The organism is Mycobacterium sp. IDUB_39 (assembly GCF_055419205.1).
Window position 1 is genome coordinate 516058 of sequence record NZ_JBVAXF010000002.1, and the last position, 25637, is coordinate 541694.

The 25637-nt window shown below is 66.6% G+C and carries 23 protein-coding genes and 1 pseudogene; 15 read left to right on the forward strand and 9 right to left on the reverse strand.

Annotation, left to right across the window (positions count from 1 at the left end; all coding sequences use genetic code 11):
* Positions 1 to 17 precede the first annotated feature (17 nt).
* The 5 genes and pseudogenes from ACZY0X_RS08750 (at position 18) to ACZY0X_RS08770 (ending at position 7579) form a co-directional block, all read left to right on the forward strand.
* Complete coding sequence (locus ACZY0X_RS08750) at positions 18 to 1400, forward strand: sigma 54-interacting transcriptional regulator (RefSeq protein ID WP_463769468.1); 1383 nt, start codon at positions 18 to 20, stop codon at positions 1398 to 1400.
* Complete coding sequence (locus ACZY0X_RS08755) at positions 1393 to 3366, forward strand: vWA domain-containing protein (RefSeq protein WP_463769470.1); 1974 nt, start codon at positions 1393 to 1395, stop codon at positions 3364 to 3366. Before ACZY0X_RS08750 ends, ACZY0X_RS08755 begins: the two co-directional genes overlap by 8 nt.
* Positions 3367 to 3689: 323 nt before the next feature.
* Positions 3690 to 5276, forward strand: a complete 1587-nt coding sequence (locus ACZY0X_RS08760) for a hypothetical protein (RefSeq protein WP_463769472.1) — start codon at positions 3690 to 3692, stop codon at positions 5274 to 5276.
* A 41-nt stretch (positions 5277 to 5317) separates the two neighbouring features.
* Positions 5318 to 5500, forward strand: a pseudogene (locus ACZY0X_RS08765) (hypothetical protein); the annotation flags it as partial.
* A gap of 369 nt (positions 5501 to 5869) precedes the next feature.
* Positions 5870 to 7579: a hypothetical protein gene (locus ACZY0X_RS08770; protein WP_463769474.1), complete on the forward strand. Its 1710-nt coding sequence runs from the start codon at positions 5870 to 5872 to the stop codon at positions 7577 to 7579.
* A 134-nt stretch (positions 7580 to 7713) separates the two neighbouring features.
* On the opposite strand, the gene ACZY0X_RS08775 is transcribed toward ACZY0X_RS08770, so the two are convergent.
* The 7 genes from ACZY0X_RS08775 to ACZY0X_RS08805 all read right to left on the reverse strand — a co-directional run bounded on the left by ACZY0X_RS08775 (position 7714) and on the right by ACZY0X_RS08805 (position 16852).
* Positions 7714 to 8295, reverse strand: a complete 582-nt coding sequence (locus tag ACZY0X_RS08775; RefSeq protein ID WP_463769476.1) for a DUF1707 SHOCT-like domain-containing protein — start codon at positions 8293 to 8295, stop codon at positions 7714 to 7716.
* Between the two features lie 132 nt (positions 8296 to 8427).
* Entirely contained in the window at positions 8428 to 9198 is a 771-nt protein-coding gene (locus ACZY0X_RS08780) for an enoyl-CoA hydratase family protein (protein ID WP_463769477.1), read from the reverse strand.
* A complete protein-coding gene (locus ACZY0X_RS08785) occupies positions 9198 to 10355 on the reverse strand; it encodes an acyl-CoA dehydrogenase family protein (RefSeq protein ID WP_463769479.1) in 1158 nt (385 codons plus the stop codon). Before ACZY0X_RS08785 ends, ACZY0X_RS08780 begins: the two co-directional genes overlap by 1 nt.
* A 24-nt stretch (positions 10356 to 10379) precedes the next feature.
* The gene (locus ACZY0X_RS08790) at positions 10380 to 12335 is read right to left on the reverse strand and encodes an acetyl/propionyl/methylcrotonyl-CoA carboxylase subunit alpha (protein ID WP_463769481.1); all 1956 of its coding nucleotides are present in this window, start codon (positions 12333 to 12335) and stop codon (positions 10380 to 10382) included.
* 82 nt (positions 12336 to 12417) lie between these two features.
* Positions 12418 to 14013 (reverse strand): acyl-CoA carboxylase subunit beta, encoded by a 1596-nt coding sequence (locus ACZY0X_RS08795; RefSeq protein ID WP_463769483.1) that lies wholly within the window; start codon positions 14011 to 14013, stop codon positions 12418 to 12420.
* Entirely contained in the window at positions 14010 to 15158 is a 1149-nt protein-coding gene (locus ACZY0X_RS08800) for an acyl-CoA dehydrogenase family protein (protein WP_463769485.1), read from the reverse strand. The genes ACZY0X_RS08795 and ACZY0X_RS08800 overlap by 4 nt, the downstream gene beginning before the upstream one ends.
* Entirely contained in the window at positions 15155 to 16852 is a 1698-nt protein-coding gene (locus ACZY0X_RS08805; protein WP_463770573.1) for an acyclic terpene utilization AtuA family protein, read from the reverse strand. Before ACZY0X_RS08805 ends, ACZY0X_RS08800 begins: the two co-directional genes overlap by 4 nt.
* Positions 16853 to 17039: 187 nt before the next feature.
* On the opposite strand from ACZY0X_RS08805, the gene ACZY0X_RS08810 reads away from it, so the two are divergent.
* The 9 genes from ACZY0X_RS08810 to ACZY0X_RS08850 all read left to right on the forward strand — a co-directional run bounded on the left by ACZY0X_RS08810 (position 17040) and on the right by ACZY0X_RS08850 (position 24027).
* Positions 17040 to 17354 (forward strand): hypothetical protein, encoded by a 315-nt coding sequence (locus ACZY0X_RS08810; RefSeq protein WP_463769486.1) that lies wholly within the window; start codon positions 17040 to 17042, stop codon positions 17352 to 17354.
* A 115-nt stretch (positions 17355 to 17469) separates the two neighbouring features.
* On the forward strand, positions 17470 to 17643 hold the full coding sequence (gene rpmF / locus ACZY0X_RS08815; protein WP_241403409.1) for a 50S ribosomal protein L32: 174 nt from the start codon (positions 17470 to 17472) through the stop codon (positions 17641 to 17643).
* Between the two features lie 70 nt (positions 17644 to 17713).
* Positions 17714 to 18400, forward strand: a complete 687-nt coding sequence (locus tag ACZY0X_RS08820; protein WP_241403410.1) for a response regulator transcription factor — start codon at positions 17714 to 17716, stop codon at positions 18398 to 18400.
* Between the two features lie 8 nt (positions 18401 to 18408).
* Positions 18409 to 19872, forward strand: coding sequence for a HAMP domain-containing sensor histidine kinase (locus tag ACZY0X_RS08825; RefSeq protein WP_463770575.1), 1464 nt, complete (start codon positions 18409 to 18411; stop codon positions 19870 to 19872).
* A 151-nt stretch (positions 19873 to 20023) separates the two neighbouring features.
* The gene (locus tag ACZY0X_RS08830; protein WP_463769488.1) at positions 20024 to 21358 is read left to right on the forward strand and encodes a S1C family serine protease; all 1335 of its coding nucleotides are present in this window, start codon (positions 20024 to 20026) and stop codon (positions 21356 to 21358) included.
* A 29-nt stretch (positions 21359 to 21387) separates the two neighbouring features.
* Positions 21388 to 21927, forward strand: coding sequence for a MogA/MoaB family molybdenum cofactor biosynthesis protein (locus ACZY0X_RS08835; RefSeq protein ID WP_241405491.1), 540 nt, complete (start codon positions 21388 to 21390; stop codon positions 21925 to 21927).
* A 166-nt stretch (positions 21928 to 22093) separates the two neighbouring features.
* Positions 22094 to 22252, forward strand: a complete 159-nt coding sequence (locus tag ACZY0X_RS08840; RefSeq protein ID WP_463769490.1) for a hypothetical protein — start codon at positions 22094 to 22096, stop codon at positions 22250 to 22252.
* 380 nt (positions 22253 to 22632) lie between these two features.
* Positions 22633 to 23268 carry an MspA family porin gene (locus ACZY0X_RS08845; protein WP_241403414.1) on the forward strand — a complete coding sequence of 212 codons (636 nt, stop codon included), beginning with the start codon at positions 22633 to 22635 and terminating at the stop codon, positions 23266 to 23268.
* A 123-nt stretch (positions 23269 to 23391) separates the two neighbouring features.
* A complete protein-coding gene (locus ACZY0X_RS08850; protein ID WP_463769492.1) occupies positions 23392 to 24027 on the forward strand; it encodes an MspA family porin in 636 nt (211 codons plus the stop codon).
* 132 nt (positions 24028 to 24159) lie between these two features.
* On the opposite strand, the gene mscL is transcribed toward ACZY0X_RS08850, so the two are convergent.
* On the reverse strand, positions 24160 to 24612 hold the full coding sequence (mscL, locus tag ACZY0X_RS08855; RefSeq protein ID WP_463769494.1) for a large-conductance mechanosensitive channel protein MscL: 453 nt from the start codon (positions 24610 to 24612) through the stop codon (positions 24160 to 24162).
* Between the two features lie 92 nt (positions 24613 to 24704).
* On the opposite strand from mscL, the gene ACZY0X_RS08860 reads away from it, so the two are divergent.
* Positions 24705 to 24929: a hypothetical protein gene (locus tag ACZY0X_RS08860; RefSeq protein WP_463769496.1), complete on the forward strand. Its 225-nt coding sequence runs from the start codon at positions 24705 to 24707 to the stop codon at positions 24927 to 24929.
* Between the two features lie 2 nt (positions 24930 to 24931).
* Here ACZY0X_RS08860 and ACZY0X_RS08865 read toward each other — a convergent pair whose 3' ends face one another.
* Positions 24932 to 25597 carry an SAF domain-containing protein gene (locus tag ACZY0X_RS08865; protein ID WP_463769497.1) on the reverse strand — a complete coding sequence of 222 codons (666 nt, stop codon included), beginning with the start codon at positions 25595 to 25597 and terminating at the stop codon, positions 24932 to 24934.
* Between the last annotated feature and the right edge of the window lie 40 nt (positions 25598 to 25637).

Here is a 25637-nt window from a genome sequence, read left to right on the forward strand (position 1 = left end):
AGTCGTAGCGTGGAGTGGTGACATCACCTAACGATCTGCCCCGTACTGTCGGTGAACTGCGTGCCTCGGGCCACGTCGAACGGGGAGTCAAGGAGGAGATCCGGGAGAATCTGCTCGCCGCGCTGGCCGAGGGTCGCGACGTGTGGCCGGGCATCCTGGGCTTCGAGGACACTGTTCTGCCGCAGCTGGAGCGGGCGCTGATCGCCGAGCACGACATCGTTCTGCTGGGCGAGCGCGGGCAGGGAAAGACCCGCTTGCTGCGGGCGCTGACCGGACTGCTCGACGAATGGACGCCCGTGATCGAGGGTTCCGAACTCGGCGAGCACCCCTTCACGCCGATCACCCCGGAGTCGATCCGGCGCGCGGCCACCTCCGGTGACGATCTGCCCATCACGTGGCGCCACCGCAGCGAGCGGTACACCGAGAAGCTCGCCACGCCCGACACCAGCGTTGCCGATCTGGTGGGCGATATCGACCCCATCAAGGTCGCCGAGGGCCGCAGCCTCGGCGATCCGGAGACCATTGCGTTCGGCCTGATTCCAAGGGCGCACCGCGGCATCGTCGCCATCAATGAACTGCCCGACCTCGCCGAGCGCATCCAGGTGTCGATGCTCAACGTGATGGAGGAGCGCGATATCCAGGTCCGCGGCTACACGCTGCGGCTCCCGCTTGACGTGCTCGTCGTCGCCAGCGCCAACCCCGAGGACTACACCAACCGTGGGCGCATCATCACCCCGCTCAAGGACCGGTTCGGCGCGGAGATCCGCACGCACTACCCACTTGAGCTCGAGGCCGAGGTCGGCGTCATCAACCAGGAGGCCAAGCTCGCCGCCGCGGTGCCGGCCTACCTGCTGGCGGTGCTGGCGCGGTTCGCCCGCGGGCTGCGCGAGTCGCAGTCGATCGACCAGCGCTCGGGTGTGTCGGCGCGCTTCGCGATCGCGGCCGCGGAGACCGTGGCCGCCGCGGCCCGGCACCGCTCGACGATCCTCGGTGAGCAGGATCCGGTTGCGCGCGTGGTGGATCTGGGCACCGTGATCGACGTGCTGCGCGGCAAGCTGGAGTTCGAGTCCGGTGAGGAGGGGCGCGAGCAGGCGGTGCTGGAACATCTGCTGCGCCGCGCCACCGCCGACACCGCGCAGCGCCTGCTCGGTGGGCTGGACGTCGGACCGCTGGTGGCCGCGGTGGAGGACGGCGCACCGGTCACCACCGGCGAGCGTGTGTCGGCCAAGGACGTTCTCGCCGCGGTGCCGGACCTGCCGGTGGTCGACGAGATCGCCACCCGACTGGGCGCCCAGAACGACGGTGAACGGGCCTCTGCGCTGGAACTCGCACTCGAGGCGCTGTACCTGGCCAAGCGAATCGACAAGGTGTCCGGTGAGGGCGAAACCGTCTATGGCTAAACACACCTCGCGGTACACGCGGTACACCGGCGGGCCGGATCCGCTGGCGCCTCCGGTCGATCTTCGCGAGGCGCTGGAACAGATCGGCCAGGACGTCATGGAGGGCAGCTCGCCGCGGCGGGCACTGCAGGAATTGATGCGCCGCGGCACTCAGAACATGCGGGGTGCGGATCGGCTGGCCGCCGAGGCCAATCGCAAGCGCCGGGAGTTGTTGCGGGAGAACAACCTCGACGGCACTCTGCAGGAGATCAAGAAGCTGCTGGATGAGGCCGTGCTGGCCGAGCGCAAGGAATTGGCGCGCGCCCTGGACGACGACGCCCGTTTCGGCGAACTGCAGATGGAGTCGCTGTCGCCGTCACCGGCCAAGGCGGTTCAGGAACTCTCCGAGTACGAGTGGCGCAGCGAGGAGGCGCGCGCGAAGTACGAGCAGATCAAGGACCTGATGGGCCGCGAGATGCTCGACCAGCGCTTCGCCGGTATGAAGGACGCCTTGGAGAATGCCACCGACGAGGACCGGCAGCGCGTCAACGATATGCTCGATGACCTGAATGATCTGCTGGACAAGCATTCTCGAGGCGAGGATTCACCCGAGGACTTCCAGGACTTCATGAACAAGCACGGCGAGTTCTTTCCGGAGAACCCGAAGGACATCGACGAGCTCCTCGACACGCTGGCCAAGCGGTCGGCCGCCGCGCAGCGGTTCCGCAACAGCCTGTCGGCGCAGCAACGCGCTGAGTTGGATGCGTTGGCGCAGCAGGCATTCGGATCGCCGTCGTTGATGAACGCGCTCAACCGCCTGGACTCGCACCTGCAGGCCGCCAGGCCAGGGGAGGACTGGGACGGTTCGCAGCGCTTCTCCGGGGACGATCCGATGGGCATGGGTGAGGGGGCGCAGGCGATGGCCGACATCGCCGAACTGGAGCAGCTGTCCGAGCAGTTGTCGCAGAGCTACGCGGGCGCCCAGATGGACGATATCGACCTCGACATGCTGGCCCGCCAACTCGGCGACGATGCGGCCGTCGACGCGCGCGCATTGGCCGAACTCGAACGCGCCCTGATGAACCAGGGGCTCATGGACCGTGGCTCCGACGGTCAGTGGCGGCTGTCGCCCAAGGCCATGCGTCAGCTCGGGCAGGCCGCGCTGCGCGATGTGGCGCAACGTCTTTCGGGAAGGCACGGTGAGCGTGACACCCGACGTGCGGGTGCGGCCGGCGAGTTGACCGGCTCGACGCGGCCCTGGCAGTTCGGCGACACAGAGCCGTGGAACGTGACGCGAACGCTGACGAACGCGGTGCTTAGGCAGGCCGGCACTGGGGTCGCGGAGCGCCCGCTGAAGATCACGGTCGAGGACGTCGAGGTCTCCGAGACCGAGACCCGCACACAAGCCGCGGTTGCGCTGCTGGTGGACACCTCGTTCTCCATGGTGATGGAGAACCGCTGGCTGCCCATGAAGCGCACGGCGCTGGCGCTCAACCACCTCATCAGCACCCGGTTCCGGTCGGACGAGCTGCAGATCATCGCGTTCGGCCGCTACGCACGCACGGTCACCGCCGCCGAACTCACGGGGCTGGAGGGCGTCTACGAGCAGGGCACCAATCTGCATCACGCGCTGGCCCTGGCGGCCCGGCATCTTCGTCGGCACCCGAACGCGCAGCCGACCATCCTGGTGGTCACCGACGGTGAGCCCACCGCGCACCTTGAGGACTTCGGTGACGGCGAGGGCGCGTCGGTGTACTTCGACTACCCGCCGCACCCCCGGACCATTGCGCACACCGTGCGCGGATTCGATGAGGTGGCCCGGCTGGGCGCGCAGGTGACCATCTTCCGGCTGGGCAGTGATCCCGGGCTGGCCCGGTTCATCGACCAGGTGGCGCGCCGTGTCGAGGGCCGAGTCGTGGTGCCCGAACTCGACGGCCTTGGCGCCGCCGTCGTCAGCGACTATCTGCGGTCCCGCAAACGCCGCTAAACCCGGAAGTATTTGAAATCAGTACTTGATTTTTCTTTATCTTGAGCAAACGATTTCGAAATCGGACCGAGACTCCGCTGACGAGCGGCCCAAGTTGCTGTCGATTTCAACTAACGCCACCCCTTCGCGGCCTCCGGAAACCCCTCCTGTACTGCAGTTAACCGGCCGCTGGCGAACATGGACGGGATTCGCTCGGAGGGTACAAACGTGGTACAAAAGTCGGTCCTTCGGCGAGTGATCTGAAGTTCTTCGACTTTCGCGTGGCAAAAACACTCGAAAGCGCTTATGTTCTTCTCAGGTTCAGGATCCTTGGGGGGATTTACATGGCACTTCGCCCTTTTCTCACAGCAGGGGTGGCCTTTGCCACCGCCGGCGTCGTGGCCGCGACAGTGGCCATCGCACCGCCGATGTCTCCCGGCGACATAAAAGTCGCCAAGAACACTGAGGTCGCGCTCAACGCCGACCTCCGAGATCTGATCAACACCTACTTCGGCCAATTCCCCGGTGACCCCGGCAATCCCGGCACTATTCACGCCTTCGGTGTGCTCCAGCAGCTGCTGCAGAACGCCACTGTCAACGACCCCCGTGCCACCGAGGTGATCGACTCCTACTTCGAGGAGGGTCTGTCCGACGTCATCCGGCTGCTCCTGACGCGGGACAACCCCAGTCCGGAATCGGTCGAGCTGATCGACGCCTACTTCAACGACGGCCTCGCCGAGGCGACCCGGGTGTACCTCGACCAGTTCGCCGGCCCAGAGCAACAAGAGTGGATCGACACCTACTTCGGCGACCCTGACCACGTCAATGACGACGGCTCAACGAACGTCTCGCAGAACGGCGCGTCGGGTATCGCATGGAAGGTCCTCTCCGGACTCGGTATTGGCGGCGAGCTGCGCGCGAACCTCGACACCTTCTTCAATGCGCAGACCGCGGAGAACCCGCAGGCAATTCCGGTCTACGCGCAAGAGGTGGATGCGGAAGGCGAGCCCGTCGTGGACGCGGACGGCAACCCGGTCTACACCGACGTGATCATCGGTTACTTAGGTAACTCCAATCCCGCCCGGCGCGGCACCTTTGGCGTGATCTACAACGTGATCGCCGGCACCGGGATCAGCGGTGACGCGAAGGACGTCTTGGACGCGTTCTGGGATGGCGGTATCAGCGAGGTCGTCAAGGTGGTGCTGATAGCGCTCTCGCCCGATCCCGCCGCGGATCGGCTCATTGCGGACTACTTCGACGGCGGCGTCGACCAGGTCGCGCAGACCATATTGGTTGGCCTCTCGCCTGATCAGCGGTCGAAGGATCTATGGAACGAGTTCTTCGACAACGGCATCACCGGCGTCGTCCGGTATCTGCTCACCGGTCCGCTGCCGGAGGAGGAGGGTCCGCCCGTGCCGCCGGAGACCACGATGCTTCGCGTCGCGAGCACCGAGGAGGTCTCCGAGGAGGAGGGCACCGTCGGCGATGTGACCACGCTGACCAAGAAGGTGGAGACCGCCTTCGGGAGGAAGCCGGTCATCGCAGAGGTATCCGCGGCTCCTGTGGTGGACCCTGAGCCGGCCACCCTTCCCGTGGTGGACCCTGAGCCGGCCACCCTTCCCGTGGTGGACCCCGAGCCTGCGCCCGTCACAGCGCCGGCACCCGCACCTGAGGCCACCCCCGCGGTGGTGGAGGAGAAGCCGGAGGAAGAGCCCGCCACGAACGTCAAGACCGGCAACAAGGTCGAGCCCGTCATCATTCTCCCGGGGGGTGCTGCCGCTCAGAACGGAAAGCGCGGCGGCGGCGCCTGGGGCTGGAATGGTCTGGCCGACAGGGTCAACGGCTTCGTGAAGGGCGTCCAGAGCGCGACCGGTGGTGCCCCGGCCGCCGCTGACCCCGGTGCCGGTGGCGGCACTGAGGGCGGCAAGTAGCCAATCGTCGTCCCGCTGACGCAAGAGCGTTTGTTTGCCGATTCGACGAGATTGCCAGGCTGGGCGCGCAGGTGACCACCTTTCGGCTCGGCGGCGACCCGGGTCTGGCGCGGGTCATCGATCGGGTGGCGCATCGCGTCGAGGGCCGCGTGGTGGTGCCCCAGCTCGGGGGTTCGGGCACCGCGGTGGTCAGTTACCAGCGGCGGTCCCGCAAACGTCCTTGAGGCCAACTCGTGATGTGCCGTTGGTTAACTTCATTTAGCTGCCGGTGGAGCATTTGGAGAGCACGTCCGCGCGGCCGCCCCTGGTCGATCTTGATCGTGGCCGGTCGGGGTGAATTTCGCCAGGTTGTCGTCATCGAAAATAGCTGCTGTACAGGCGTTCATGAGGATGAGTCCGAATTAGCCGAGGGGGTCGGCCGAAAGGCGTGACCGGCGGCCTGAAAGCCCGCCATCGGTGATCCGGCTGCAAACTTGGGGTATTTGTCGTGGCAAAAACTTTCAAAACCGTTTATTGTCTTCTCAGGTTTCTCTCAGTGGCTCGCCACTGCGGAGCCAGGACTTCGAGCCGTCATCAGATCTGAGGGAACGCATATGGCACTCCGCCCGTTCGTCACTGCAAGCGTGGCGTTTGCTGCCACCGGTGCCGTTGCCGCCACCGTGGCCATCGCACCGCCGATGTCGCCGGGCGATATCAAGGTGGCCAAGGACACCGATGTCGCGCTCAACGCGCTGATCACGGATCCGAATCTGGTGCCCTTCATCAACACCTACTTCGGTGAGTCCCCTGACGGGATCCGCACGGGTGCGACCGGTGTGGTTCAGCAGCTTCTGCTGGCCGCCACCGAGAACGACCTCATCGGTCAGGCACTGATCAACACCTACTTCCTTGGTGGTGCCACCAGCATGGCCCAGGTGTTCCTGACCGCGTTCAACCCAGCGTTCGCAGACGAGATCAACACCTTCTTCGGAGGTGGGGTCAGCGAGCTGGCGCGGGAGCGTCTGCTCGCGGCCACCAATGACCCGCTGCAGCGTGAGTACATCAACACGTACTTCGGTGGTGCCCGCAACGACGACTACTCGGAGAACATCGCCCAGGTCGGCGCGCAGGGCCTGGCCTTCAAGTTCCTCGCCGACCGGGGTCTGAGCGTCGATCAGCGTCGCATCCTTGACACCTTCTGGAACGCGCCGACCGAGTACAACTCGCAGGCAGTTCCGGTGTACACGAAGGTCTACAAGAAGGTCGTGAACTCGGCCGGCGAAGTGACCTATGTGCGGGTCACGGAGCCGGTCGTGGACGAGAACGGCAATCCGGTCCTGAACCCGGACGGCACCCCGAAGCTTCAGTACGTCAACTCACAGCGAGTGCCGGTCTTGGACGCAGACGGCAATCTGACCTACGACGCAAACGGCAACCAGATCTTCAGCGACGAACTCAACTTCGTGGGCAATGGCAACCCGGCCCGTCGTGGCAGCTTCGGCGTGGTCTACAACACGATCAAGGGCACCGGGTTGAACTCGGACCAGGAAGCCGTCCTCGACGATTACTGGGATGGCGGCGCGACCCAGGTCGTGCGGAATCGGCTCGTCAACGCGGCCGGCGACCCCGTGCAGAAGGCCTTGGTCGAGACGTACTTCGACGGCGGTATCGACGAGGTCATCAGGGCGGGCCTGCTCGCGTTCGGTGATACGAACTCGCGGAATCTCACCAACGAATTCTTCGACAACGGCATCACGGGCGTGATCCGCTACCTGCTCGTCGGTCCAGTGACCCCGCCTGCGCCGGCTGCGAAGACTGCAGTCGTCACCGTGGCGGACGTCGAGGAGACCCCCGACGCGAAGACGCTTGAGAGCGACACCACCGACGCTGGCGCCACCCCCGGCTCAGATCTGGCCAAGCTGGCAGAGAAGTTCGCTCCAAAGCCGAAAGCCGATCTCGAAGCGACGCCCGTGGCGGCGCCCGTCGAGGCGGCACCGGAGGCTGCCCCGGCACCCGCTCCCGAGTCCACCTCCGTGGTCAAGGAGAAGGAGGAGGCGTCCTCGGAAGACGACACCGCCACGAACGTCAAGACCGGCAACAAGGTCGAGCCCGTGATCATCCTCCCGGGTGGTGCCAATTCAGGTAAGAAGGGCGGCGGCGCCTGGGGTTGGAACGGACTGGCCGACAGGGTCAACGGCTTCGTGAAGGGCGTAAAGGGCGCGACCGGTGGTGCGCCTGCTGCCTCTGACCCAGGCAAGACCGGTGGCAACGCCGGTGGTAATGCCGGTGGCGGCAGCGATAGCGGCAGTGACGGCGGCGAGTAGCCACCGCACCTCGTCACGCAGACACGAGACGTCGGCCCCTTCCGGATTCCGGAGGGGGCCGACGCTTTTCGTGGGTCAATGCTTTTCGTGGGTCGAGAGCAACGATGCGGAGCCGGCGCGGGACAGCTGTCGCGTCAGGAGTTCTTGCGCTTCTTGCGCTTGATGCCGACGCTGCCCCACAGCGAGAAGCCGCGGATGGTCACTTGGGGCGCACCCGGCGACCCCAACTCGCCGACGTGGTCGAAGGCGCCCATCACGCCCACGCCGTGGACGTCAACGTTGATCTCCGGCGGCAGCAGGATGGTCTGCCCGCCAAAGATTGAGTAGGAGTGGATCTCCACCTCCGGCGAGGTGAAGTCGGCGTAGCGCAGATCGATGACGCCGCCGCCGAACAGTGCGAAGGAGGTCAGTCTCCTGGGGACGTTCCAGCGGCCCCGTCGCTCGAATCCGCTCATGATCGCCAACAGCAGCGTTGAGGGAGCGGGACGGCAGGGACCACAGTCACGTGACGATGACGTGGCGACGTCGGGGAGGTCGGCGCTGAGCCGCTCCAGCTCACCGAAGGTCTGGGCGGCGTAGGCCCGGTTCAGCCTGTCCTCGTACTCGGACATCTGCAGGCGGCCTTGAGCGGCGGCCTCCGTGAGCAGCTGAGCGACCTGCATGCGGTCGGTGTCGGCAGCGCGCGTTGATCCGTTGCGCGGCGCTGGAGTAGTCATCACGACGAGCCTACGGCGAACGCACAGACAAGCAATAGCGTTGCCCAAACTGGCACCGTATCGGCTGCTGAGGCCATGATTCTGGTGAAACCTCCTACTACCCGGTAACCCGATTTCGCAATCGGACCGGGCTCAGGACGGTGCCCAGTTCGGCGGCCGCTTCTCCAGGAACGCCAGGATGCCCTCGCGTGCCTCCTCGGACACGAAGAGCCGCGCCGACTGCTCGGTCAACGCGTCCGCGTGCCGGTCGAAGCCCTCGAGGATGGCCGCGGTCGTCAACGCCTTGGACGCCGCCAAGCCCTGCGGCGATCCCTTGGCCACCTCGGCCGCCAGCGCCGCCACCCGCGCCTCGACATCGTCGGCGGCGATGGTGATCAGCCCGATGTCGGCAGCCTCGGCAGCGCCGAACCTCTCCCCAGTGACGAAGTAGCGGCCCGCGGCACGCGCCGACATCTTGGGCAGCAGCGTCAGCGAGATGATCGACGGTGCGACTCCGATGCGGGCCTCGGTGAGGGCGAACGTGCTCGACGGTCCTGCGACGACGACGTCGCACGCGCCCACCAGACCGAGACCGCCCGCGCGCACATGGCCGTCGATGGCACCGATGACCGGCACTGGCAGTTCCAGGATGGCACGCAACAACAGGGTCATCTCCCTGGCCCGGTCGACGGCCACGTCGCCCGGTTCGCGCCCGGCAGCCTCACCGAGGTCCGCGCCCGCGCAGAACGTGCCGCCCTCGTGCCCGAGGATGACGCAGCGCACCGTCGTATCGGCAGCGGCGCTGCGTAACCCGTCGTGCAACTGCGTCACGAGAGCTGTGGACAGGGCGTTGCGGTTGTGCGGTGAGTCCAGCGTCAGACGCGCGATCCCCGCCGAGGCGCCGTATCGGACAAGGGTGCTCATCAGTAGGACCGGGGGAGCCCCAGTGACGTCTGGGCGATGAAGTTGAGGATCATCTCGCGGCTCACCGGGGCGATACGGGCAAGGCGTGACGCCGTCAGCACCGAGGCGATGCCGTACTCCTTCGTCAGGCCGTTGCCGCCGAGGGATTGCACCGCCTGGTCGACGGCGCGCACCGATGCTTCGCCGGCCGCGTACTTGGCCATGTTGGCGGCCTCAGCCGCGCCGCTGTCGTCACCCAGGTCGTAGAGCGTGGCCGCCTTCTGCATCATGAGTTTGGCCAGTTCGATCTCGATGTGGTTCTGCGCCAGCGGATGTGAGATGCCCTGGTGCGCGCCGATCGGCGTCTTCCAGACCTGCCGGGTCTTGACGTAGTCGGTGGCCCTGTTGATCGCGAAGCGGCCCATGCCGACCGCGCTCGCAGCGCCCATGATGCGTTCGGGGTTGAGCCCCGCGAACAGCTGGGCGATCGCCGCGTCCTCGGATCCGACCAGCGCGTCGGCGGGCAACCGCACGTCGTCGAGGAACAGCTGGAACTGGTTCTCGGGGCTGACTATCTCCATGTCGATCTTGGTCCACGACATGCCGGGTGTGTCGATCGGGACGACGAACAGCGCGGGCTTGAGGTTGCCGGTCTTGGCCTCCTCGGTGCGGCCGACGACGAGCACGGCCTGGGCTTGGTCGACACCCGAGATGAAGACCTTCTGCCCGGACAGGACCCAGTCGCTGCCGTCGCGACGCGCGGTGGTGGTGATGCGGTGCGAGTTCGAACCGGCGTCGGGTTCGGTGATGGCGAAGGCCATCGTGATGGTGCCGTCGGCGATACCGGGGACCCAGCGCCGCTTCTGCTCCTCGGTGCCGAACTTGCTGATGATTGTCCCGTTGATAGCCGGTGACACCACCATCATCAGCAGCGCGCAGCCGCCTGCCGACATCTCCTCCATGACCAGGCTCAGCTCGTACATGCCTGCCCCGCCGCCGCCGTACTCCTCGGGCAGGTTCACGCCGATGAAGCCGAGTTTCCCTGCCTCGCTCCACAACTCGTCGGTGTGCTCACCCGCGCGCGCCTTCTCGAGGTAGTAGTCGGGGCCGTAGTTGGCGGACATCGCCGCCACGGCCTTGCGCAGGGCCTGCTGTTCCTCTGTCTCCACAAAGCTCATGAGTGTTCTCCTCCTGTGATGGGCTCAGGCGTCTTCGACGCGAGCGAGTACGGCGCCGACATCGACCTGTTGGCCCGCGTCGACGTTGAGTTCGGTGATGATGCCCCCGCTTGGGGCGGTGATGGTGTGCTCCATCTTCATGGCCTCCAGCCAGATCAGGGCCTGGCCGGCCTTGACCTTGTCGCCCACGGCCGCGTCGACCCGGATCACCGAACCGGGCATGGGCGCCAGCAGCGACCCATGCGCGACCGCGGCGTCGGGGTCTCCAAAGCGGGGTTGGGCGGTGAGGCGCACCGGACCCAGTGGCCCGTCGACGAACACCTGATCGCCGTAGCGTGCGACGTCGAACGGGCGCTCCACGCCGCCGCCAGACAGCACCACGCGGTCGGTGGTGGCCGACACCAGTGTGGTGTCCTGCCCGTCGGGCAGGTCGAGGTGGCCGCGCGCGAACCTGTAGGCGACCTCGTGCTCTTCGCCCGCGGCGTCGCGATATGTCTTGCTCTGGTAACCCGACGCCACGTTGCGCCATCCGCCCGGCAGCGCGCCCAGAACTGTTGCGGTGCTGCGGTTGTGTACCGCATCGGCCAGCGCTGCGGCCAAGGCCGAGAGCTGTACGGCCTGCTCGTCGGCCAGGGGAGCGGACAACTCGGCCAGCCCGTGGGTGTCGAAGAACCCGGTGTCGGTGTTCCCGTCGAGGAACGCCGGGTGGCGCAAGACATTCACCAGCAGCTCGCGGTTGGTGGTGATGCCGTGCAGTCGGGTGCGGGCCAGCGCGTCGGCCAGCACGCCTGCGGCCTGCCTGCGGGTGGGCGCCCACGAGATGACCTTGGCCAGCATCGGGTCGTAGAAGATCGACACCTCCGAGCCGTCCACGACGCCGGTGTCGACGCGCACGCCGACTCCGCCGAGCGTGCTGAACGCGGCGCGAGCGGTGGGCACGTCGAACCGATGTACGGGCCCGGCCTGCGGCTGCCAGTTCTTCGCCGGGTCCTCGGCGTAGAGCCGAACCTCGATCGAATGTCCCTGCGCAACAGGCGGTTGCGCGGCCAGGCGGCCACCGTCGGCGACGTGCAACTGTAGCGCGACCAGGTCCAGGCCTGTGGTCTCCTCGGTGACCGGATGCTCGACCTGAAGGCGCGTGTTCATCTCGAGGAAGAAGAAGTCGCCCTGATGGTCGGCCATGAACTCGACGGTGCCTGCCCCGGTGTAGCCGATCGCCGCAGCCGCCAGGCGGGCCGCGTCGAACAGCTTGTCACGCATGCCGTCGACGCGTTCGACGAGCGGTGAGGGAGCCTCCTCGATGATCTTCTGGTGGCGTCGCTGGATCGAGCACTCGCGCTCGCCGATTGCCCAGATGGTGCCGTGTGCGTCGGCCATCACCTGAACCTCGATGTGGTGACCGGTGGCCAGGTACCGCTCGCAGAACACGGTGGGATCGCCAAACGCCGACTTCGCCTCGCGCTGGGCGGCTTCCACCTGCTCGGGTAACTCATCGAGGTTGCGGACCACCCGCATACCGCGCCCACCGCCACCGGCCGACGCCTTGATCAGCACGGGGAGCTCGGCTGCGGTCACAGTCTCGGGGTCGAGTTCGGCCAGCACCGGGACCCCGGCCGCGGCCATGATCTTCTTGGCCTCGATCTTGGACCCCATGGCCGCCACCGCGGGCACGGGCGGGCCGACCCAGGTCAACCCCGCCTTCTGCACGGCCTCGGCGAATTCGGCGTTCTCCGAGAGGAATCCGTAGCCGGGATGGATCGCGTCGGCTCCGGCAGCCCGCGCGGCGGCGATCAACTGTGTGCCGTCGAGGTAACCGTGCCGTCCCTCGAGACGCACCCGGGCGTCGGCCTCGGCGACGTGCGGGCTGTGCGCGTCGGGGTCGGTGTACACGGCGACGGTGTTGATGCCGAGGCGACGGCAGGTGGCAAAGACACGGCGAGCGATCTCACCGCGATTGGCGACCAGCACTGTGGTGATCATGCCTCGACCTCCTTGGCGATTTCGGCGCGATTTCGTTCGCGCACCGACGGAAATCGCGCCGAAATCGCAATCATGTGCGCGCTCACATCCGGAAGACGCCGAAGTTCGACGTCCCCTCGATCGGGCCACTGGCTATGGCGGACAGACACATTCCCAACACCGTACGGGTGTCGCGCGGATCGATGACGCCATCGTCGTAGATGCGGCCGGACAGGAACATCGGCAGCGACTCGGCCTCGATCTGTGCCTCGACGGCGGCGCGCAGCGCGGCGTCGGCGGCCTCGTCGACCTCCTGCCCGCGAGCCTCGGCGGCCGCGCGGCTGACGATCGACAGCACGCCGGCCAGCTGAGTGCCGCCCATCACCGCCGACTTCGCGCTTGGCCAGGCGAACAGGAACCGGGGGTCATACGCGCGGCCACACATGCCGTAGTGGCCCGCGCCGTAGGAGGCGCCGATCAGCAGCGAGATGTGCGGCACGGTCGAGTTGGAGACCGCGTTGATCATCATCGAGCCGTGCTTGATCATCCCGCCCTCCTCGTACTTGCGGCCGACCATGTAGCCGGTGGTGTTGTGCAGGAACAACAACGGGGTGTCGGAGCGGTTGGCCAGCTGGATGAACTGGGTGGCCTTCTGCGACTCCTCGGAGAACAGCACACCGCGGGCGTTGGCGAGGATGCCGATCGGGTAGCCGTGCAGGGTGGCCCACCCGGTGACCAGCGACCCGCCGTATAGCGGCTTGAACTCGTCGAAGTCCGAGCCGTCGACGACGCGGGCGATGACCTCGCGCGGGTCGAACGGGATGCGCAGATCGGCGGGCACGATCCCGATCAGCTGCTCGGGGTCGAACAGTGGTTCGGTGACAGGCGCTGGTGCCGGACCCTGTTTGCGCCAGTTCAACCGCGCCACGATGCGGCGTCCGATCCGGATCGCGTCGAGTTCGTCGATGGCGAGGTAGTCGCCGAGTCCCGATGTCCGCGAGTGCATCTCGGCCCCACCGAGGGACTCGTCGTCGGACTCCTCGCCGGTGGCCATCTTGACCAGCGGCGGGCCGGCCAGGAATACCTTCGAGCGTTCCTTGATCATCACGACGTGATCGGACATGCCGGGGACATAGGCCCCGCCCGCGGTCGAGTTGCCGAACACCAGCGCGACGGTCGGGATACCGGCCGCCGACAACCGGGTCAGGTCCCGGAACATCCGTCCGCCGGGGATGAAGATCTCCTTCTGCGTCGGCAGGTCGGCGCCGCCCGACTCCACCAGCGAGATCACCGGCAACCGGTTCTCGAGGGCGATCTGGTTGGCGCGCAGGATCTTCTTCAGTGTCCACGGATTGCTGGTGCCGCCCTTGACCGTCGGGTCATTGGAGACGATCACGCACTCGACGCCCTCGATCACGCCGATACCCGTCGCGACGCTGGCGCCGACGGTGAAGTCGGTGCCCCACGCGGCCAGGGTGCTCAGTTCCAGGAACGGGGAGTCGGGGTCCAGCAGCAGTTCGAGGCGTTCGCGGGCGGTCAGCTTGCCGCGAGCATGGTGACGGTCGACGTACTTGGCGCCGCCGCCGGCCAGCGCCTTGGCGTGCTCGGTGTCGAGTTCGGCGAGCTTGGTGGTCATGGTCTCGGCCGCGTCGGCGAAGACCTTCGACCGCACGTCGAGCGTCGACTTGAGGGCGGTCACGACTGATACCCGAGGGTCTTGGCGGCCAGGCCGGTCAGGATCTCCGTGGTGCCGCCACCGATGCCGATGATGCGCATGTCGCGGAACTGTCGCTCGACCTCGGACTCGGCCATGTAACCCATGCCGCCGAACAGCTGCACGGCCTGGTGCGCCACCCACTCGCCGGACTCGACCGCGGTGTTCTTGGCGAAGCAGACCTCGGTGATGAGGTTCGTGTCACCGGCTAGCTGTCGGTCCACCAGATGGTGGGTGTACACGCGAGCGACGTCGACGCGGCGGGCCATCTCGGCCAGCGTGTTCTGCACGGACTGGCGTGAGATCAGTGGCCGGCCAAAGGTTTCCCTGTCGCGACACCACTTCACGGTGAGGTCGAGGCAGCGCTGCGCGCTGGCATACGCCTGTGCGGCGAGGCCGACCCGCTCGGACACGAACGCCGCGGCGATCTGCAGGAAGCCGGTGTTCTCCGGACCGATCAGGTTGGCGACCGGAACGCGCACGTCGGTGTAGGACAACTCCGCGGTGTCCGAGGAGCGCCAGCCCATCTTCTCGAGCTTGCGGGTGACCTCGAAACCCGGTGTGGCCTTGTCGACCACGATCAACGAGACACCGCCGGCGCCCGGTCCTCCGGTACGTGCCGCGGTCACGACGAAGTCGGCGCGCACTCCGGAGGTGATGTAGGTCTTGGCGCCGTTGATGATGTAGTGATCGCCGTCCTTGATGGCCCTGGTGGTCAGGTGCCCGACGTCCGAACCTCCACCGGGCTCGGTGATGGCCAGTGCGCCGATCTTCTCGCCTGCCAACGTCGGCCGCACGTAGGTGTCGATCAGCCGCTGGTCACCCGAGGCGATCATGTGTGGCACGGCGATACCGCAGGTGAACAGCGAGGCGAACACGCCGCCGGGGGCGCCCGCCTGGTGCATCTCCTCGCAGATGATCACCGCGTCGATGCCATCGCCGCCCCCGCCGCCGACCTCCTCGGGATACGCCGCGCCGAGCAGCCCCGCGTCGCCGGCCTTGCGGTGCAGTTCGCGTGGCAGATCGCCGGTGCGCTCCCACTCGTCGGCGTTCGGCAGGATTTCGCGTTCAACGAAGTCGCGCACCGTCTTTCGCAGCGCCTCGCGTTCCGGCGTGGTCCAGGTGTTCACAGTAGGAGGCCTTTCGGTATCTCGATGTGACGACTGCGCAGCCATTCGCCGAGGCCCTTGGCCTGAGGGTCGAAGCGGGCCTGGTGGGCGACGCCCTTGCCGAGAATGCCCTCGATGACGAAGTTCATCGCGCGCAGGTTGGGCAGCAGGTGCCGGGTGACGGACAGGCCGGCCGCCTCGGGCAGCAGTTCGCGCAGCTTCTCGACCGTCAGCGCGTTGGCCAGCCATTGCCACTGCGCGTCTGTTCGAACCCAGACACCGACGTTGGCGTCACCGCCCTTGTCTCCGCTGCGGGCGCCCGCGATGGTGCCGAGTGGGACGCGGCGGGTCTCGCCGAGCGCCGGCGGTGCGGGCGGCGCCGGTGCGGGCACCGGTTCCAGCGCCAGAGTTGGGGTGGCGACGGCGATATCGGTCCGGGTGCCGTCGTCGTGCACGGCGACGTGGGGTACCAGCGTCGCGTCGACGTAGCCGGGCGTGAACACGCCGTAGACCTGTCCATCGCCCGGCGGGGCGGTGGTGGTGAAGCCGGGATAGCTGGCCAGCGCGAGTTCGACTGCGGCCGAGGAGAAGTGGCGGCCCACATTCGCCGGGTCCGGGTCGCGGACGACGCACCGCAGCAGTGCGCTGGCGGACTCCTCGGTGTCGGCGTCGAGGTGATCGGTGCGGGCCAGCGTCCACTCCAGTTCAGCGGGTTTGACCCTCAGGCTCGACTCCAGCTGCCGGCGCACCAGATCGGCCTTGGCCTCGATGTCGAGGCCCGTCAGCACGAATGTCATGGCGTTGCGGAAGCCGCCCACGCTGTTGAGCGACACCTTGAGCGTCGGCGGGGGAGGCTCGCCCTTCACCCCGCTGATCTGGACGCGGTCGGGTCCGTCGGCGGTGAGCGTGACGCTGTCGACTCGCAGTGTCACGTCGGGGTTCGCGTAGCGCGCGCCACCGATCTCGTAGAGGAGTTGTGCGGTCACCGTGTCGGTGCTGACCCGTCCGCCCGTGCCGCGATGCTTGGTGATGACCGATGCCCCGTCGGCGCTGATCTCGGCCAGCGGGAAGCCGGGATGTAGGAGGTCGACACCGTCGCGCATTAATTCTGCGAAGAAGGCGAAGTTGCCGCCGGTGGCCTGGGTGCCGCATTCGATGACGTGGCCGGCCGCCACGGCGCCGGCGAGAGCGTCGTAGTCGGTTCGAGTCCAGCCGAAGTGCGCTGCGGCAGGCCCGACAATGACCGAGGCGTCGGTGACCCGGCCCGTGACGACGACATCGGCGCCCGCGTTGAGACAGTCGACGATGCCCCACGCGCCGAGATAGGCGTTGGCTGAGAGCGGGTTGTCGAAGCCGAACTCATCGGCGCGGGCGATCAGGTCGTCACCCTCGACGTGCCCGACGTTCACGCTGAGCCCGAGTCGCTGCGCCAGTGCGCGGACGGCCGCGGCCAGGCCGGCCGGATTGAGCCCGCCCGCGTTGGCGACGATCTTGACGCCGCGTTCGAGTGCCAAGCCGAGGGACTCCTCGAGCTGTGTCAGAAATGTCTTGGCGTAACCGCGGTCGGGGGCCTTGGCGCGGTCGCGGGCCAGGATCAGCATCGTCAGTTCCGCGAGATAGTCACCGGTGACGTAGTCGAGATCGCCGCCGGTGATCATCTCGCGCATCGCGGCGTGCCGGTCGCCGTAGAAGCCCGAACAGTTGCCGATCCGCACAGGCTCCCGGGTTCTGCCCTCAGCACCGCTCAACCCAAACTCCCATCAACGAGACGCCTCGACCAACCGGTAGGTTAGTCGGTACCACCGGTCCCAAGTCAAGGATCGACCTCGCCGGTCGCAGCCGGATCGCGCCAATGCCTTGCAATGGGCTACCCACTGCGGTCCACGGTCCTATAGTCCCTGCATGCTCCGCATTTGCGCCGCGGCCGCGGCCATCGTCGCCGCGCTGTTGACCGCCGGCATCCCCGCCAACGCGTACCCCGCCCCCCGCTCGTCGGGGATGGCCGCCGACTTTCCGGTCGGGATGTGCATCGACGTCGGGGACGACCTCACCATCGACTACATGAACCTCATCAACGTCGCGCCAGTGCCGTGCTCGGACCCGGACCGCAACTACCGGGTCACGCAGCACGTCGCCAACGAGCCGTTGTGTGGGCCGGACACCAACCGCGTGTTCCACACCCGCGACTCCGTCGTGCTGTGCACCGTGGACGCCTAGCCGCGGGACCCGGGCTCTGCGCCGTTTTGGAGGCAAAGCAGCCCACGGGCTATCCTTGGAGCCAATTGCCGCTGCCCTCGTGTGCGCGGCGACCCTGAGCGAGGAGATGTACGTCATGGCTGTGCCCAAGCGGAGGATGTCGCGTTCGAACACCCGTAGCCGGCGCGCGCAGTGGAAGGCCGAAAAGCCCGAACTCGTGGGCGTCACTGTTGCTGGTCAGCAGCACAAGGTGCCGCGCCGCCTGCTCAAGGCCGCTCGACTCGGCCTCATCAATCTCGACCGCCGGTAGTTTCACGTTCCTCGCCGCCGCGTGGCGCGCCTCTCAGTCCACTCTCAGATAGTGGGTTGAAACTGTGCCTGTGCGGATTCTTGTCGTAGACGACGATCGCGCTGTGCGCGAATCCCTGCGCCGTTCCCTGTCCTTCAACGGATACTCAGTGGAACTGGCACAGGATGGCCTCGAAGCCCTTCAGCGCATCGCCAGCGATCGTCCCGATGCCCTTGTGCTGGACGTGATGATGCCGCGTCTGGACGGCCTCGAGGTGTGCCGCCAGTTGCGCAGCACCGGGGATGACATGCCGATCCTGGTGTTGACAGCCCGCGACTCGGTCTCCGAGCGTGTCGCTGGTCTCGACGCCGGTGCCGACGACTACCTGCCGAAGCCATTCGCGCTCGAGGAGCTGCTCGCCCGTATGCGGGCGCTGCTTCGCCGCACCACGATCGACGACCGGGCCGAGTCGGTCCCGATGACGTTCTCCGACCTGAGCCTCGACCCGGTGACCCGTGACGTCACCCGCGGGGACCGTCACATCAGCCTCACCCGAACAGAGTTCTCCCTGCTGGAGATGCTGATCGCCAACCCGCGCCGGGTGCTGACACGCAGCCGGATTCTCGAGGAGGTGTGGGGCTTCGACTTCCCCACGTCGGGCAACGCCCTTGAGGTGTACGTCGGATATCTGCGTCGCAAGACAGAAGCCGAGGGGGAGTCGCGCCTAATCCACACCGTGCGAGGGGTGGGTTACGTGCTGCGTGAGACGCCACCCTGATGGCCACGATGAAGTTCCCGCGACTCCGGACCGTGGCCCAGGACCCCCTGCACACCGCCAGTTCGGTGTCCCTGCGCTGGCGGGTGATGCTGCTGGCGATGTCGATGGTGGCGATGGTCGTCGTGCTGATGGCCGTCGCCGTCTACGTCGTCGTCTCTCGGGCGCTGTACCAGGACGTCGACAACCAACTGCAGAGCCGCGCCCGACTCCTGATCGAGAGCGGATCGTTGGCGGCCGACCCCGGTAAGGCAATCGAGGGCACCGCGTACTCCGACGTCAACGCCATGTTGGTGAACCCAGGCCGATCGATCTACACCGCGAACCAGGCTGGTGAGACGCTGCCGCTCGGTCAGCCGGAGAAGGACGTCATCCTCGGCAAGCTGCACATGTCGCTGCGCACGGTGGACCACCAGCGGGTCCTGGCGTATCGACTGTCCAACGGCAGCTCGCTGCTGATCTCCAAGAGCATCGAGCCCACTGGCGTGGTGCTCAGTCGACTCGGCACCATCCTGTTGATCGTCGGCGGCCTGGGCATGGCCATCGCGGCGATCGCGGGAGGAACGGTGGCCCGAACGGGGCTCAGACCCGTGGCCCGTCTGACCCAGGCTGCCGAACGGGTGGCGCGCACCGATGACCTGCGGCCGATCCCGGTACACGGCAACGACGAGTTGGCCAGGCTGACCGAGGCGTTCAACATGATGCTCAACGCGCTTGCCGAGTCGCGGGAGCGCCAGGCTCGCCTGGTGTCCGACGCCGGTCACGAACTGCGCACACCGCTGACGTCGTTGCGCACCAACGTCGAGTTGCTCATGGCGTCGATGGAACCGGGCGCTCCGCGGCTTCCCGACGAGGAGATGGCCGGGCTGCGGACCGATGTCATAGCGCAGATCGAGGAGCTGTCCACCTTGGTGGGCGATCTCGTCGACCTGACACGCGACGACGAGGGCGTGGCCGTGTACGAGGCGGTAGACCTGGCGGAGGTCGTCGAGCGCAGCCTCGAACGAGTTCGGCGGCGCCGCAACGATATCGAGTTCGACGTCCACGTTGTGGGCTGGGAGGTGCACGGTGACGATGCGGGCTTGTCGCGGGCCGTCCTGAACCTCCTCGACAATGCGGCCAAGTGGAGCCCCCCGAACGGGCGCGTCGCCGTGCGGCTGACGCAACTGGACCCGTTCAATGCCGAACTCGTCGTATCCGACCATGGCCCGGGCATTCCTGCCGAGGAGCGGGGCCTGGTCTTCGAACGCTTCTACCGGTCCACCGCCGCGCGTGCGATGCCCGGATCGGGCCTCGGCCTGGCGATCGTCAAGCAGGTGGTGCTCAAACACGGTGGGGCGCTTCGGATCGAGGAGACAGTGCCCGGCGGCATGCCGCCCGGCACCTCGATTCACCTGGTGCTGCCCGGCCGACCCGTCGCGACACGCGCGGGCGGAGCGGTGGACGGCGCCAGCCTGACCGCTGACAATGGTTAACAAGCTGGTTCTCGGGGAAGTCTTCGGCCGTGCCGAGTGTTCTCTAAGTGGATTCTCAGCCCAATGGGGCATTGTCAGGCTCAGCCTTTCGTTGTAGTGGTGACCCGTGTAGGACCGAGCAGCAACTCGAAGGAAGAGCGCCGACCGCAAAATGACCAACCACCCGAGGTACACGCCGCCGCCACCGCCGGGAAACCGGCCAGGGCCGTATGACTCCGTGGCGCCGGGTTATCCCGGGGGTCCCCCGCGACCGGGGCCTGGCCAGCCGAACTACGACTGGCGCTACGTGACGCAGCAGCAGGCGTACCGCGGACCGCACGATCCTTATCCGGGTGCACCCCAGCCGCGCAACGTGCCCGGTGGGCCTGGGTCGATGCCGCCGCGGAAGCGTTCCCGCGCAGGCGCTTTGACCATCGGAGCACTGGCGATCGCCGTGGTGTCCGCGGGCATCGGTGGCGGTGTGGCCACGCTGGCCCAGCCGGACCGCGGCTCGATCACCTCCGTGTTCTCGAATGCAACACCGGGTGAGCCTGCCGCGAGCCTGCCCGCCGGGTCTGTCGAGCAGGTCGCGGCCAAGGTGGTGCCCAGCGTGGTGAAGCTGGAGACCGACATGGGTAAGCAGTCCGAGGAGGGGTCGGGCATCATCCTCTCCTCCGACGGTCTCATCATGACGAACAACCACGTCGTGTCCGCGGCCAAGGACGGCGCCCCGAACGCGGGCTCCGTGCAGACCAAGGTCACCTTCGCTGACGGCAGCACGACGTCGTTCTCCGTGGTGGGCACCGATCCCAGTAGCGACATCGCGGTGGTCCGCGCCGAAGGTGCGAGTGGACTCACTCCCATAGCGCTCGGCTCGTCGGCGAATCTGCGCGTGGGCCAGGACGTGGTGGCCATCGGTTCGCCTCTCGGCCTCGAGGGCACCGTCACCACCGGCATCGTCAGCGCGCTGAACCGTCCGGTCGCCGCAGGCGGCGATGCGAGAAACCAGAACACCGTGCTCGATGCCATCCAGACCGATGCGGCCATCAACCCGGGTAACTCGGGTGGTGCGCTGGTCAATATGAACGGCGAGCTGGTCGGCGTGAACTCGGCCATCGCGACCCTGGGTGGCGACTCGGCGCAGGCACAGAGCGGTTCGATCGGGCTGGGCTTCGCGATTCCGGTCGATCAGGCCAAGCGCATCGCCGACGAACTGATCCAGAGCGGTACGGCCTCGCATGCCTCGTTGGGCGTGCAGGTGGGTAATGACGCGACGGTCGACGGCGCCAAGATCGTCGAGGTCACCGGCGACGGTGCCGCGGCGGCAGCGGGTCTGCCCAGCGGTGTCATCGTGACCAAGGTCGACGACCGTCCGATCGGCAGCGCCGACGCCCTCGTGGCGGCCGTCAGGTCGAAGGCACCGGGTACCAAGGTGACGTTGACCTACCTTGATCAGTCCGGCCAGCCGCGTTCGGTCGACGTCACCCTCGGAAAGGCGGCACAGTGACCACGGCACCCGAGCGGCCACGGCTGAAAATGGTCACGCTCCCGTCGGTGCAGGCATATACGGTTGGACATATGGAACAGCCGGCAGAGTTGGTGGGGCGCGCGCTTGTCGTCGTCGTGGACGATCGCACCGCGCACGGTGACGAGGAGGACCACAGCGGGCCGGTGGTCACCGAGCTGCTCGGTGAGGCGGGTTTCGTCGTTGACGGTGTCGTCGTGGTGTCCGCTGATGAGGTAGAGATCCGCAATGCACTGAACACTGCCGTCATCGGGGGCGTCGATCTGGTCATCTCGGTGGGCGGTACCGGTGTCACTCCCAGGGATGTCACGCCAGAGGCCACCCGGACCATCTTGGACCGCGAGCTGCTCGGCATCGCCGAGGCACTGCGCGCCTCGGGGCTGTCCGCTGGGATCGTGGATGCGGGCGTGTCCCGCGGTTTGGCCGGCATCTCGGGTAGCACGCTGGTGGTGAACATCTCCGGTTCACGCGGAGCGGTACGCGACGGCATGGCCACCCTTGGCCCACTCGCCAGTCAGGTGATCGGGCAGCTCTCCAGCCTAGAGATATAGGCCCGCACGCCCCGGTCCGCCGCGATATGCCCGCGCTCGCATATATGCATATCGACGTCAATATTCACAATGACGTGAACTGTCGCTGTGTGGACCCCATTGTGTTAACGCGGGGTGAACAGGCATGATCATTAAAATGTGACCTTCATCACACTGAGGACTGGCAATGAGCAACTCCGAACGCCACTCGCATCGTTCAGTTAACAAAATTTTCGGCGACGCGATTCCCGATACCACTAGCGACGAACGTGATGACGGCCACCCCGGCGACGATATGGACCGCGAACGTTGGCTGCGTGACAACGTGCCGCCGCACCACTCCTGACCTGCTGTTTCGTATTGAGCGAAGACTGTCGCTCCTGGTCGAAGTGTCTGGCGCTGCCGTCTTGACCGTCAGATCGCGCTGGCTGCCGAGTAATCCGTAGTGCCGCGCGCTCAATGTGCGGAACCCTGCTGGAGTACCCCAGCAAATCGGAACACGTTCTATTTCGGCGGTAACTCAACTTCTACGCTTGCGTTGCCGGGTGGATGCCCCCCCGTTATGTTTCTGCTGTCAACGATGAGCATTTCGTAAGAGCCACATGTGAGGTTTCTAATTCCATTCACACGTAGCTCTTGCACGGTGTGTGGTTAGTCAGTAACACCGCACATCTGACAGACAGCGGTGAGCCGTGCCGGATCACCTTCGACGTAGCTAGGGAGAACATGAAGGCAATCAGTCGGGTGTTGGTCGCGCTGGTCGCGTCCATCGCGGCGTTGTTCGCGACCACGGGCACCTCTCACGCAGGTCTGGACAATGAGCTGAGCCTGGTCGATGGCAAGGACCGCACGTTGACGGTCCAGCAGTGGGACACCTTCCTCAACGGTGTGTTCCCGCTCGACCGCAACCGCCTGACTCGTGAGTGGTTCCACTCCGGCAAGGCCAAGTACATCGTGGCCGGCCCCGGTGCGGATGAGTTCGAGGGCACCCTGGAGCTGGGCTACCAGATCGGCTTCCCCTGGTCGCTGGGCGTTGGGATCAACTTCTCCTACACGACCCCCAACATCCTGATCGACGATGGCGACATCACCGGTCCTCCTTTCGGCCTCGAGTCGGTCATCACCCCGAACCTGTTCCCGGGTGTGTCGATCAGCGCTGACCTGGGCAACGGCCCGGGCATCCAGGAAGTCGCGACCTTCTCCGTCGACGTCGCCGGCCCTGAGGGTGCCGTCGCGGTGTCCAATGCTCACGGCACCGTCACCGGTGCTGCCGGTGGTGTGCTGCTGCGTCCGTTCGCTCGTCTGATCTCGAGCACCGGCGACAGCGTCACCACCTACGGCGAGCCCTGGAACATGAACTAACGTTTCACGCCTCTTCGGCGATTAACAGAATCAAGCGCCACGTGCCGACCGGACCTGGTCCGGTCGGCACGTGCAGCTTGGTGGGGGTGGGGGTCTCGCACTAATCAACCAACAAAGGATGAAATGAAGGCAATCACTCGGGTGTTGGTCGCGCTGGTCGCGTCCATCGCGGCGTTGTTCGCGACCACGGGCACCTCACACGCAGGTCTGGACAATGAGCTGAGCCTGGTCGATGGCAAGGACCGGACGCTGACGGTTCAGCAGTGGGACACCTTCCTCAACGGTGTGTTCCCGCTCGATCGCAACCGCCTGACTCGTGAGTGGTTCCACTCAGGCTCCGCCAAGTACATCGTGGCCGGCCCCGGTGCGGATGAGTTCGAGGGCACCCTGGAGCTGGGCTACCAGATCGGCTTCCCCTGGTCGCTGGGCGTTGGGATCAACTTCTCCTACACGACCCCCAACATCTTGATCGACGATGGTGACATCACCGGTCCTCCTTTCGGCCTGAACTCGGTCATCACCCCGAACCTGTTCCCGGGTGTGTCGATCAGCGCTGACCTGGGCAACGGCCCGGGCATCCAGGAAGTCGCGACCTTCTCCGTCGACGTCGCCGGCCCCGAGGGCAAGGTCGCGGTCTCCAACGCCCACGGCACCGTCACCGGTGCTGCCGGTGGTGTGCTGCTGCGTCCGTTCGCTCGTCTGATCTCGAGCACCGGCGACAGCGTCACCACCTACGGCGAGCCCTGGAACATGAACTGAGCTAAGCCCCGCAAGAACGAGAACAGCCCCCGGCCGTTGGTCGGGGGCTGTTCTCGTTCTTCGTCCAACGTGAAGAAGATTGCGAGAAGTCGCTCGAGACTCGCCATCGCCTTCACGTTCGGCGGGAGTTGGTTAGTCCTTGTCGGCGCTCGTCATCTTCGCGGTGTCGGGGCTGGGGCCGGTTCCTGGGCCGGTGACGTGCTTGCCGTCGGTCTCGCCAGCCAGCAGATCGCGGATCTCGGTCAGCAGGCTCAGCTCGGTGTCCTGGGCCTGCTCGACTTCGCCCCTCTTGCGGAGTCGCTCGTAGGGCATCATGACCAGGAAGTAGACCACCGCCGCCACCAGGACGAAGTTGATGGCCGCGGACAACAGGATGTTCAGGTCGATGGTCTGGCCGCCGCCGATGCCGATCTTCAAGATGCCGTACTCGCTATCGCCGCCGGCACCGATGCGATCGATGAGTGGCTGGATGATGCTCTCGGTGAACTTGGTGACGAGCGCGGTGAACGCGGTACCGATGACGACCGCGACCGCGAGATCGACGATGTTGCCGCGTGAGAGAAATTCCTTGAAGCCCTTCAACACGAGCGTGCTCCGTCCTGTGGTGTGCTTTTCAGACAGCTAACGGTAGCCCCGCTGCGACTGCGACGACGGCAGTACGGTGCTAGCTTCAGCAGGTGTCGATGCGGTTGAAGTCGTTCGTTGCAGTGGCCGTCCTGGCCGGGTTCTGGATTCTGTCCGCGGGGGCCGCCGGGGCGGAACCGACCGCCCCGACGCCGCCGCCAAGCATCGCCCCCGCCCCGACGTCATCGACGGATGAACTCACCGACATGGTGATGGACGCGCTCGAGGGAGGCCCGTCCGGCCCGTCCACGGCTCCACTTCCCCTGCCGCCGAGCTGATCTCAGCGCAGCGTCAGCGTCACGGCCTGGGTGAGCGAGGCGCCCGCGACGTCGGCGGCCGCATGTGATGGCAAAGCCACCAGAACCACGCGGTGGTCCCCGCTCGTCGGAGAGGACGAGCGCTCCGACACCAGGACGACGACGGCGTTGGTCGCGACCACCCGTGGTGGCGCGTCGGTACTGCCGCCGGGGGCAACCGAACTCGCGGCCAGGATGTCCACCACATCCCCGGGGCGCAACAGGTCCAGCAGCGCGAGATCGGCCAGCGCAAGCGGCACCACGCGGGCGTCGGGTCCCGCCGTGGCCTCGGCGAGCCGCGGGCTCAGCACGCGCACGTCGGTGAGTACCTCGCCGCGTCGTGTCGGGCCGGCGAGCGTCAGACCGACAAGCTCAACTGGATTGGATTGAGCTCCGTCGGGAATCGTCGTCGCCGAATGGGATTCGAGGCGCAGATCGGTGGCGCGCAGGGCGACGCCCGGGGTCAGATCGCGCGTGGCCACCACAACGTCGGCGCGGCCATCGGCCGGGTCGGGGCGCAGCGCGGCAACGGCAGCCAGCAACACCAGGAGCCCGGCGAGGGTGCGGCGTGCGGCGATGGTTCGCGTCCAGTCGGGCCGCAGCGCGACGAGGAGCCGACTCAGCGGCGACGCATCGATGGAATTCCCCACGTGGCCACGGTAGGCAGCCGGGGGAGTGCGGGCCAGGCCG

Bases quoted from the DNA above. Each gene is read 5' to 3' on its own strand.
- ACZY0X_RS08850 (WP_463769492.1), top strand. From the start codon at position 23,392: ATGAAGGCAATCACTCGGGTGTTGGTCGCGCTGGTCGCGTCCATCGCG.
- ACZY0X_RS08755 (WP_463769470.1), top strand. From the start codon at position 1,393: ATGGCTAAACACACCTCGCGGTACACGCGGTACACCGGCGGGCCGGAT.
- ACZY0X_RS08825 (WP_463770575.1), top strand. From the start codon at position 18,409: ATGAAGTTCCCGCGACTCCGGACCGTGGCCCAGGACCCCCTGCACACC.
- ACZY0X_RS08790 (WP_463769481.1), bottom strand. From the start codon at position 12,335: ATGATCACCACAGTGCTGGTCGCCAATCGCGGTGAGATCGCTCGCCGT.
- ACZY0X_RS08785 (WP_463769479.1), bottom strand. From the start codon at position 10,355: ATGAGCTTTGTGGAGACAGAGGAACAGCAGGCCCTGCGCAAGGCCGTG.
- ACZY0X_RS08770 (WP_463769474.1), top strand. From the start codon at position 5,870: ATGGCACTCCGCCCGTTCGTCACTGCAAGCGTGGCGTTTGCTGCCACC.
- ACZY0X_RS08760 (WP_463769472.1), top strand. From the start codon at position 3,690: ATGGCACTTCGCCCTTTTCTCACAGCAGGGGTGGCCTTTGCCACCGCC.
- ACZY0X_RS08780 (WP_463769477.1), bottom strand. From the start codon at position 9,198: ATGAGCACCCTTGTCCGATACGGCGCCTCGGCGGGGATCGCGCGTCTG.
- ACZY0X_RS08845 (WP_241403414.1), top strand. From the start codon at position 22,633: ATGAAGGCAATCAGTCGGGTGTTGGTCGCGCTGGTCGCGTCCATCGCG.
- ACZY0X_RS08835 (WP_241405491.1), top strand. From the start codon at position 21,388: ATGGTCACGCTCCCGTCGGTGCAGGCATATACGGTTGGACATATGGAA.
- ACZY0X_RS08775 (WP_463769476.1), bottom strand. From the start codon at position 8,295: ATGACTACTCCAGCGCCGCGCAACGGATCAACGCGCGCTGCCGACACC.
- ACZY0X_RS08810 (WP_463769486.1), top strand. From the start codon at position 17,040: ATGCTCCGCATTTGCGCCGCGGCCGCGGCCATCGTCGCCGCGCTGTTG.
- rpmF (WP_241403409.1), top strand. From the start codon at position 17,470: ATGGCTGTGCCCAAGCGGAGGATGTCGCGTTCGAACACCCGTAGCCGG.
- ACZY0X_RS08830 (WP_463769488.1), top strand. From the start codon at position 20,024: ATGACCAACCACCCGAGGTACACGCCGCCGCCACCGCCGGGAAACCGG.
- ACZY0X_RS08840 (WP_463769490.1), top strand. From the start codon at position 22,094: ATGAGCAACTCCGAACGCCACTCGCATCGTTCAGTTAACAAAATTTTC.